Source organism: Caulobacter sp. Root487D2Y, from assembly GCF_001427165.1.
In the GTDB taxonomy this organism is placed as follows: Bacteria; Pseudomonadota; Alphaproteobacteria; order Caulobacterales; family Caulobacteraceae; genus Caulobacter.
This window is the reverse complement of sequence record NZ_LMFD01000015.1, coordinates 1-9,760: the sequence shown is the minus strand read 5'-3', so window position 1 is coordinate 9,760 and position 9,760 is coordinate 1. Positions and strand designations below refer to the sequence as shown.

Sequence of the window (9,760 nt, the reverse complement as noted above, 5' to 3'; positions counted from 1 at the left end):
ATGTCGATGTGGCCTGGAAAGCTGGCGATGCGGGGATGATCACAAGCATCGGTGGGCGATATTTCCCAACCTGCCCATAGGTCCGCTAGCCACCCATAGCCGACCCTCGGAAGGTCCGATTGTCGGCGCTCCGGCCGAATGTCCGTGTGTGGACGCCCGCATTGAGGCAAGTAGTTTTTCGAGATTTCTGACGCGGTCGGTTCAGGTGCTTCCGTGTGTCCGGCCTGTTGATGCGGCCGTTCACACGCCGCTGGCCTGTATGGAGATCGCGGGTCGGGTCCAGACCGGTTTCGCGCGCTCGAGGCGCTCGGACATTCACTGGTTTTCCCCACCCCGTCTTCTGACCGTTGCGCCATACCTCTCGTCTGACCTTTGCCTCTCCGACGCCTCAGACCCTGGCGGTTAGACCGCTGTGGCCGGAGCTTTGTAGGTTCCTCCGTGCGCCATCAGCGCCCAGACGATCCTCGCCATCTTGTTGGCCAGCGCCACAGTGACCAGCATCCGCGGCTTTCGGGCCAGCAAGCTCGTCAGCCATGAGTTGGCCGGCGCGCGATCGCGGCCCGCCGCTTTCGCTGCGGAGCTGGCGCCTAGGATCAACAGTCGTCGCAGACTGCGCTCCCCCATCTTGCTCGTTCGCCCCAGTCGCTCCTTGCCGCCGCTCGAGTGCTGCCGTGGCGTGAAGCCCACCCAGGCGGCGAAGTCACGCCCGCGTTTGAAGGTGCAGGCCGCCGGCGCCAGCGCCACCAGCGCGGTGGCGACGACGGGCCCAACGCCGGGGATGGTCATCAGCCGTCTGGCGACTGGATCGCGCTTGGCCCGTGCGGCGATCTCGGAATCCAGCTGCGCGATCTGACCCTGTAGGGCTCGCAGGCTCTGGGCGATGATGGCCAGCACCGGCCGCGCCTCGGCGGGCAGATCGCTGCTGGGTTCGTCAACCACATCGATCAGCCTGGCAGTGTGCGCCGCGCCTTGCCGAACCACGACGCCGAACTCGGCCAGATGGCCCCGCAGCGCATTGATCAGCTGGGTGCGTTGCCTGATCAGCAGGTCGCGTGTGCGGAACACCACGGCAGAGCCTTGGGCCTCCGCGCTCTTGGGCGTGACGAACCGCATCGTCGGCCGCTGCGCCGCTTCGCAAATGGCCTCGGCATCGGCCATGTCGTTCTTCTGCCGCTTCACGAACGGCTTCACATAGGCTGGCGGGATCAGGCGGACCTCGTGGCCCATGGCGCCGATCTCACGGGCCCAGTAGTGGGCGCTGGCGCAGGCCTCCATCGCCACCAGGCAGCGTGGCTGGCTGGCAAAGAACGACAGCAGCTGATCTCGTCGCAGCTTCTTGCGGAAGACCACGCCGCCGGCCCTGTCAGCGCCATGCGCCTGAAAGACCGACTTGGCCAAGTCGAGCCCGATTGTGATAACTTCTTCCACGGACGCCTCCTTTCAAGTGGTGTTCTCAACACCTCCACTTTGGCACATCGATGCCGTCGGGGGGCGTCCACCCCATCGCTTTCAGCGCCGACGCCAAATTCCGTTTCCGGCCCGTTGCGGACCTGGGCGCAAAGAATATCATCGCCCTATGAGCGAGCTTCGCATTTCTCTTCCAAGTCCCTGTAGCGAGAATTGGGATGAGATGGAGCCAGCAGGCCGCAACCGTTTTTGCGCCGCCTGTTCGGAGACGATTCACGATCTTGCCGAGCTGACAGCGCAAGAAGCGGAGGCGCTTCTGCGAAAGCCTGGAAAACACTGCGTCCGAGCACAGGTTGGGCCTGGTGGCGCCCTGGCCCTGAGGCCGAGCCACTTAGGCCAATCGCAAAAGATGATAGTGATGGTGGGCGCCTCAATCAGTCTGCTCGCCTCCGCCTGCGCTACCTTGCCGAAGGTCGCAGCTCCCACTGGGGTCATCGCTGGAAAAGTAGATCCTTGGAGTTACGTTCAATCCGTCGAGGCCACTGGCGACAATGGCCGCACGTACAGGGCGATAGTCCGGCCGGACGGTAGTTACCGCTTCAAACGACTTCCCTACGGAACGTACTCACTGAAATTCACAGATCTTTGCGGAGACTCGGACGACGAGCGGGTAGTTCTCCGTGAAAGTGCGCACTCCCTTGCAGAGCCGCCGCGTTCGTCGGACTGTATCGTAGTTGGCATGGCAAAGTTTGAGGATGATCGCGGCTAGCTCGCTGGGGCTAATGTCCGACACCCACCCTCAACGGCAGTTCGGAATGTCCGCTCTGGGCGCGGATCGTGGAAGGCATGATCTAGAGCGCCATAGCGTAGACGTAGTTCTCGGTAGCGACCGCTTCAGCGCACCTACGCTATTCTACGCCAGGGTTTCCCAGAGCGACCCCGGAGCCGCCCATTGTACGCCAGGGACCGCCCTCGACGCGGTGACGCCGGGCGTGCCGGCCACCGGACGCTTTGATCGTCCTAGAAGCGCGCTGGTGGGATCGTGGCGGGCGCTTGCGGTGGGAAGCGTTGAAGGCCAAGCTACGCTTGATGGTGCGATTGCTGATCAGACCAGACGGGCCAGGAACATCCTTTTTGAAGGCTGCCGGTGCGACCGCCTTGGCGGTTGGGCTGCCCGTCGTTTTACGCTCAATCTTTTTCATTGAAGCCCAATCAATGCTCCGGAGCCTCGGCGTCAGCTTGCTGATCTCAGCGGGTTTTTCAGTCGTCGCCGGAGCAGTTTGGGCTGCCCGAAGTATCGCTCTGCGCTGGGCTTACGACAAAGTCACAGGCAGCTATTCTACGCCAGTCTTTCCCAGAGTTACCCCGGCGCCGCCGATTGTACGCCAAGCGCCGCAGCGTAAGCTGGCTTGTGCCCCAGCGGGCATGCGTGACCCTCTCGATGCCGAGTGCTTCGGGGCACTTCCATTGCATGTACAGACAGAGAACTCTCGTAGGGCGACTAAAAGGGGGCAGGAAGAACGCCCCGTTCACGTGGTGACAGGGGCGTTCCTGATTTGGTGGCGGCTTAAGTCTCGGTGTCTTCGTCTTCCTCCACTTCGTCCGCGTCAGCCACGAGCTCGATCGGTTCGATGATGGCGGGGATGGTCCTGCCCTTGCGAGACTTGGCGGCGGGAGGAGTTTCGATAACGGTTTGGTCCTCTTCGGGCGGCGTTGATTGTCGGAGCACACCGGTCAGGCCATTGATGTCGCCACCTGACAGGCCAACTTCAGACATCAACTGGTCCAGTAGGGGCGCCTGAGCCCTGTAGCGCAGGGCGCTGCTAACCACCTGGTCGGCCAGATTCCCGCCGTCCTTCGAACCGCCGCCGCTGTCGTTCGCTGCCGCGCCATTCACGCCGTCCATCTGCACGATGCGGATGGAGTCGATGGCCTGTAGCGGCTTGACGGACTCGGCGATGATACGGTCGAGATTCTCGATCAGCTTGATGCGGATGGCCATAGCCACCTGGTCGGCCGACAGCAGGTTGGCCGCCTCGTTCAGAGCCTTTTGGCCGGCGGCGTCGACGGCGTAGCGGACGCGGGCGGCCTCGGCGGCGACGCGTACGGCTTCACCGGCGGCCTCGGCCTCGATGCGGGTCTTGTCGGCCGCGCCCTTGGCTTCCTCGCGCAGAGCCTCGGCCTGGTCGGCAGCCGCAGTCTTCTGGGCCTCGGCAGCCACCTTGACGCCAATCGCCTCTCGCTCGGCCTCCTTGGTGGCCTCGATCAGCTCGATGATCTTCTGACGCTCAGCGCCCTCGCGTTCGCGGACGGTCTTGACCTGTTCCTCGGCGGCGACGGCGATCGCCAGGGCCTTGTCGGCTTCGGCCTGGGCCTCGGACTGGGCGCGGGACTTCTCGGCCACGGCGATGGCGCGGTCCTGTTCCGACAGCTCGATGGCCTTGGCCTTCTCGATGTTCTGGGTGTCGACCGCGCGTTCCTTGGCGATCTCGCGCTCGCCCAGCTCCTGTTCCATGGCGATGCGCTGCTGGGCGACGGCCCGGTCGGCTTCGATCTTGGCGGTCTCGATCTGCTGTTGAGCCGTGATCTTGGCGCCCTCGGCCTCGCGCGACTTCTCGGCTTCCTGCTGGGACACCTCGGCGGCCTGGCCTGCACGGCGGATGGCTAGTTCACGCTCCTGCTCCAGCTTCGCGTATTCCTCATCGCGGCTGATCTCCAACGTGCGGCGCTGAGCCTCAAGGTTCTTGGTGCGGATCTGCACCTGGGTGTCCTGCTCGATGTCGTTGCGCAGCTTCTTGCGCAGCTCGATCTCCTCAGTCAGACGGGTCAGGCCCTCGGCGTCGAAGGCGTTGGATGGGTTGAAGTACTCCATGGCGGTCTGGTCGAGGCCCGTCAGAGACACGGTCTCCAGCTCTAGCCCGTTCTTTAGGAGGTCTTCGCTGGAGACCTGCTGCACCTTCTGGACGAAGTGAGTGCGCTGCTCGTGCAGCTCGGTCATGGTCAGCTCGGCGGCCACCGAGCGCAGGGCGTCGACGAACTTGCCCTCGACCAGGTCCTTCAACTGCTCGGGATGCATGGTGCGCATGCCCAGGGTCTGGGCGGCCGACGCGATGGCGTCGGCGCTGGGCTGGACCCGCACATAGAACTCGGCCAGCACGTCCACGCGCATCCGGTCCTTGGTGATCAGGGCCTGCTCGTTTTTTCGCTCCACGGCCAGGCGCAGCGTGTTCATGTTGACCGGAATGGTCTCGTGCAGCACTGGCAGGATCAGGGCCCCGCCGTTCATCACCACCTTCTCGCCGCCAAAACCGGTGCGAACGAACGACGTCTCCTTGGAGGCGCGCTTGTAGAGGCGCGCGAAGATCAGGCCCAGGATCAGCAGGGCGGCAAGGCCGCTTCCGGCGATGATGGCGATCTCGATCAGAGCAGGCATGTTCATGGGTACCCCCGTACTAGGAAAATTCTATAGGTCGCGCAGCGAGGCGCTGGTGTTCTGGATGGCGAAGAACCGCGCCTCGGCGTGGCGCACGATGATGACCTGCGAGCCCTCTTCGAAGACCTCGCCGGCGTCGTCGGGCTCGATCATCACGTAGTGGGTCTGGCCGTGGACATCGCGGACACGGGCCTGGGCGGCGCTGCCAACCTCGGCCTTGCCGGTGACGATGGTGGCCCAGCGGCCGACCAGGCTTTCGCGCGAGACCGCGGTGGTCTCGTCGCTGGGCAGAATCCTGGAGACGACGCGGCCGAACAGGCGCGTGAAGGGCAGGGCGGCGGCCACGGCCAGCGGCACGGCCAGCCACCAGGGGCTGGGCTTGCCGAAGATCCCGGCGATCACTTGCTGCAGGATCAGGCCCGTCAGGCCGAAGCTGAACAGGAAGACCACGATCAGCATCAGCAGCGGCAACTTGCCGACATTGAGCCAGTTGAGCAGCGAGGCGTGGCCGTCGATGTCGCCATCGACATCCGCATCAAGCCCATCGCCCAGCACCGCGCCGCCGCCCAGACCGACGGCCTCGACCAGGCCGATCAGCAGCATCAGCAGCAGGGCCGCGAAGAACGGGACGTTGTCGCCCGAGGTCAGGAAAGCCAGCATCCGCGATCAGCCCGGCTGGCCGACGCGGGTGAGCAGGGCGGCCAGCCGCTCCTCGATCCGGTGGCGGCGGGCCAGCTTATCCAGCTCCGACAGCTTGGCGCCGCGATCCAGGTCGGCGGCTTCACGCGGCGGTGGCGTGGCGCGGGTAGCGTTCAGGCTCTGCAGGTCCTCGCTCATTTCCCGGCGGGTGGCTTGCAGGGCGGACAGATAGCCCTCTAGCTCGGCCTGGCGTTCGGCGGCGTTGGCGACGGCGGCTTCCAGGACCGGAATCTGGGCCTCGATGTCCAGCTGGTGCTCCAGGGCGGCGCGGATCAGGTCCTCGCGCCCCTGGCTCAGGGCCAGGTCGATCTGGGCGGACAGCTCGTCGTGGCGACTGCTCTGCTCGGTCAGGCGCTTGGCGGCCAAGTGGCGGGAGGCGATGGTCTTGCCCAGTTCGCCGCGGACCTCATCGATCGCCTGGTCGACCTCGCGCAGGGCCTGTTGGCCCAGGGCGTCGGGTAGGACGCCCTCGATTGCGTCGACGATGGCGTGAGCGCCGCCGGCGACGATACGGCCCACGCGGGCTCCAAGGGTGTCGGCCATGCGTGCTCTCACTTGGCGGTGGCGGTCCGGGCCGCCGAGCTGATCAGGATCATTAGGTCGTCTAGGGTGGCCAGTCGGCGTGCGACGACGTTGGGGTCGTAGGCCGGCGCGCTGGGCGTCACGGCCCAGCGCAGCATCTGCTCGGTCATGCGGGCGGCGCAATCGACCAGGCGGGCCTCGTGGCGGATCATCGCGCCTTCATCGGCGGCGGCCATCTCGGCGGGGGTTGATAGGCTCAGCGCCAGGAATTCTTCGATGCTGGTCAGCAGGCCCACGACCACGCCCGAGCGCCGGTCGGCCGCCTGTTCGGCTTCCCGCACCGTGCGCAGGGCCGGACCCAAGGCTTCGTGACTCGCGGCCAGGGCGCCGGCGAAGGTTTCTGGTCGCTGATGGCGCAGCCGCGCTAGCCGGATCAGCCCGCGCACCTTGTCGCTGGACGTCACCGCCCCCTCCAGCTCTAGTTGAGCGAGGAAGGCGGAATCATCCCCGGAGAGCCTGACGCTCAGAGGCGTGTTCAACGCGACCATGGACGGAGCTTGACTGTATGTAAGACGTTTGTAAACGGTGAAGTTAAAATGTCATACAAGCCGTGGATGCCAACTCAGGGGCAGCACGCATTTCGAAAGCACGGGCCCAAAAGCCTGAGCTCGCAATCAATGCCTCGTAGTCGGTCAGGTCCGTTTAGATCGCCAGCGGCCACTCATAGTTCTCCGCAGCGTCCGTATCTGCGCACCTACGCCATTTTACGCCAGGGTTTCCCTGAGCTACCCCGAAGCCGTCGATTGTTCGCCAGAGCCGTCCTCAATACCGGCGTACCAGCCGCCGGGAACCGGACGCTTTAGATTGTTGAGAAGGGGGTGCGGGCTGAAGTGTCGCCCCCACCGAGAAAAGGCGGTCGATCAAATCGGGTTCGCTGGCCATTTTGAACAATTTCACAGTGACCCTGACCGAGTTGGGCCAGGCGACGCTGAACTGAGGGCTATCGCATAAATTTCAACTCGCCTCGGTTGCGCCTCGCGACGGACGCCCCTACGGTCAAGCTTCGTCGGGATTTGGGTGGGGACGTTCGGTGGCTCTTTTGGTGCGGTCGCGGCTGGCGGTCGCCTTGGTCTCGCTCGCGATCGCGAGCGCGGCGTCCGTGTCGGCGGCCCAGGTCACCACGACCTACACCTATGACCCCCAGGGGCAAGTCAAAACCGTCGCCCGGCCCAGTGGCGCCGTGGCCTACACCTACGGCGCGGCGAGCAACCGCACCGCGCTGGGGGCGAGCTATCCCGCCCCGACGGCTGGCAACAGTTCGTTGTCGGTGGCCTTCAACGGCACGAGCGCGCCGGCCACGGTGTCGGTGACGGTCGGCGCGCCGCCGCCCAACAATCCGCCGACCGCGGTCAACGACGGCACGGTCCAGATCCTCGCGGGCGACACGATCAATGTGAACGTCACGGCCAATGACAGCGACCCCGACGGCGACACGCTGTCGATCGTCTCGCTGAGCAAGACCACCTCGACCAAGGCCGACTATTCGTTCAGCGGCGGCACGATCACGGTCATGGCCAAGTCCTCCAAAAGGAGCGACAGCCTGACCTACACGATCACCGACGGCAAAGGCGGCACGGCCACCGCCACCCTCTCCATCAATGTGACCTTCTAGGCGTGCGTGGCGTGATGACCAAGTCGATGAGCTTCCCGTCGTTTCGCGCAGCCCTGCGCGGAAGCCTGGCCGCCCTGGCCCTGGCCGCCGCGACGCTGCTGGGCGGCGTGGCCCCCGCCCTGGCGCAGGACCCCATTCCGCCGCCCCAGCATTCCGCGGTCGACGCCAACGGCGTGGACCTGATCAGCGGCAGCATGAGCGTCAGCCAAGCGGTCAACAGCATCGGACCTAGCGGCCCAGGCGGCTTGTCGGAATCGTTCTCGTTCGGATCAGGGTTTTCGATCCCGACCACAAAATCCTACGTCATCCTCGCCCCCGACGGCATGCAGACGACCGTCTCGTTCATGGGGCGCAGTCAGATCTATCCCGGTACGCCCGATGTCGAGACCACCATCGAAGGCAATACGCTCAGCCAGGACGCCAGCAACATCGTCTATACGCTGGCCGACGGCACGGTGGCCCGCTTCCAGAAGGTCCAGATCAACTACGACCGTCCATTGCCGGTTCGCGGCGCGCTGCAAAGCGTCCGCTATCCGTTCGGCGAGATCCTGACGGTCGCCGGTAGCGCCTACGGCGGGCCGATGACCGTCGAGAGCAGCCTCGGCTACGCCATGTCGGGCGACAATTCCGGGCAGGAATGGGGCGCGGTGGCGACTAACCTGACCGACCCGGCCTGCGCCACGGCCTGCCCAACCTTTCTCAATCAGCAGGCCCTCGGGCGATCGCTGACCAAGACGCAGTTCGCCCCGCCGAACACGACGATCATCATCACCAATCCGGCCGGCGGAGCGTCCAGAACCTATACCTTTACCGGGAGCTCCTCGACGCCGAATATCGTGACCTCGGTCAACGACGGCGCTGCGACTTGGACCTATAGTTACAGCCAAGACCCGATCCCGGATCAGACGCTATATCCCTCCGACTACATCCAGGTCGTGACCGCAATCGATCCGCTCGGCAACAAGCGGATCGTCAAGTCGCGGTTCAGCACCCAGAAGATCCTTAGCGATACGGTGGGCGTCAGGCCGGACGGCACCGGCGGGCAGACCACGACCTTCGACTACGGCGACAGTTCCCATCCTGGCATCGGCCGGCTGGTGAAGATCACCGCGCCCGAGGGCAACGCCGTCAGCTACGTCTACGACTACATGAGCAACGTCACCGAGAAGCGCAACGAGCCCAAGCCGGGTTCGGGCCTGACGGCGACGTCGGTGAGCGCCTCCTACAACATGACGCTGTGCACCAGCGTCCAGATCTGCAACCGGCCCGACTGGATCAAGGACGAGCGCGGCRATCAGACCGACTTCACCTATGATCCGGCCCATGGCGGGGTGCTGACCGTCACCAAGTCGGCCGGTTCGGACGGCGTGCGGCCTCAGGTTCGCTACACCTACGGCCAGTTCACCGCCCGCTACATCAAGAACGGCGTCCTGACGGCCGCGYCGSCGGTCTGGCGCCTGACCCGGACCTCGACCTGCGCGACGGGCGCGGCGCCGGCATGTCTCGGCACGGCCAATGAAACCGTGACCGACTAYGCCTATGAATCCAGCGCCGCGGCCAACAATGTGCGCCTGCTGTCGGTGACCACCCGGGCSGGCGACAACAGCCTGTCGGCCACCACCAGCTACGCCTAYGACGCGCGSGGCGACGTGATCGCCACCGACGGGCCGCTGGCGGGTGCCGCCGACACGAGCCGGACCTATTACGACGCCTCGCGCTGGAAGACCGGCGTGGTCGGTCCCGACCCCGATGGGGCGGGGGCGCTGCTCTATCGCGCCGCCCGCACCTCCTACGCCGCCGACGGCCAGCCCACCCTGGTCGAGACCGGCACGGCGACCAATCAGTCCGACACGGCGATGTCGAGCTTCGTCGCGCTGCAACAGAGCGTTCCGGCCTATGACGCCCAACGGCGCAAGRTCAGCGACAGCCTGGTGGTCGGCGGCGTGACCCAGGCCCTGACGCAAGTCGGTTACGACACGGCCGGCCGCCCAGTCTGCCAGGCGGTGCGAATGAACCCGGCGGCGTTT

At 65.3% G+C, this 9,760-nt stretch carries 6 protein-coding genes and 1 pseudogene; 2 read left to right on the top strand and 5 right to left on the bottom strand.

All coding sequences use genetic code 11. The features are described 5' to 3' along the window. Positions 1-402: 402 nt before the first annotated feature. The 5 genes from ASD38_RS21535 to ASD38_RS21515 all read right to left on the bottom strand — a co-directional run bounded on the left by ASD38_RS21535 (position 403) and on the right by ASD38_RS21515 (position 6,525). Positions 403-1,428: an IS110 family transposase gene (locus ASD38_RS21535; protein WP_056463362.1), complete on the bottom strand. Its 1,026-nt coding sequence runs from the start codon at positions 1,426-1,428 to the stop codon at positions 403-405. Between the two features lie 1,546 nt (positions 1,429-2,974). Next, positions 2,975-4,846, bottom strand: coding sequence for a flotillin family protein (locus ASD38_RS21530; protein ID WP_056463359.1), 1,872 nt, complete (start codon positions 4,844-4,846; stop codon positions 2,975-2,977). Positions 4,847-4,870: 24 nt separating this feature from the next. After that, positions 4,871-5,500, bottom strand: coding sequence for a YqiJ family protein (locus ASD38_RS21525; RefSeq protein WP_056463356.1), 630 nt, complete (start codon positions 5,498-5,500; stop codon positions 4,871-4,873). Positions 5,501-5,506: 6 nt separating this feature from the next. Further along, entirely contained in the window at positions 5,507-6,082 is a 576-nt protein-coding gene (locus ASD38_RS21520; RefSeq protein WP_056463353.1) for a PspA/IM30 family protein, read from the bottom strand. Positions 6,083-6,090: 8 nt separating this feature from the next. Beyond that, a complete protein-coding gene (locus tag ASD38_RS21515) occupies positions 6,091-6,525 on the bottom strand; it encodes a hypothetical protein (protein WP_235523927.1) in 435 nt (144 codons plus the stop codon). A gap of 626 nt (positions 6,526-7,151) precedes the next feature. Between ASD38_RS21515 and ASD38_RS21510 the strand changes: the two genes are divergently transcribed. Continuing rightward, positions 7,152-7,733 carry an Ig-like domain-containing protein gene (locus ASD38_RS21510; protein WP_156390830.1) on the top strand — a complete coding sequence of 194 codons (582 nt, stop codon included), beginning with the start codon at positions 7,152-7,154 and terminating at the stop codon, positions 7,731-7,733. A gap of 14 nt (positions 7,734-7,747) precedes the next feature. Next, a pseudogene (locus tag ASD38_RS21505) lies at positions 7,748-9,760 on the top strand (hypothetical protein); the annotation flags it as partial.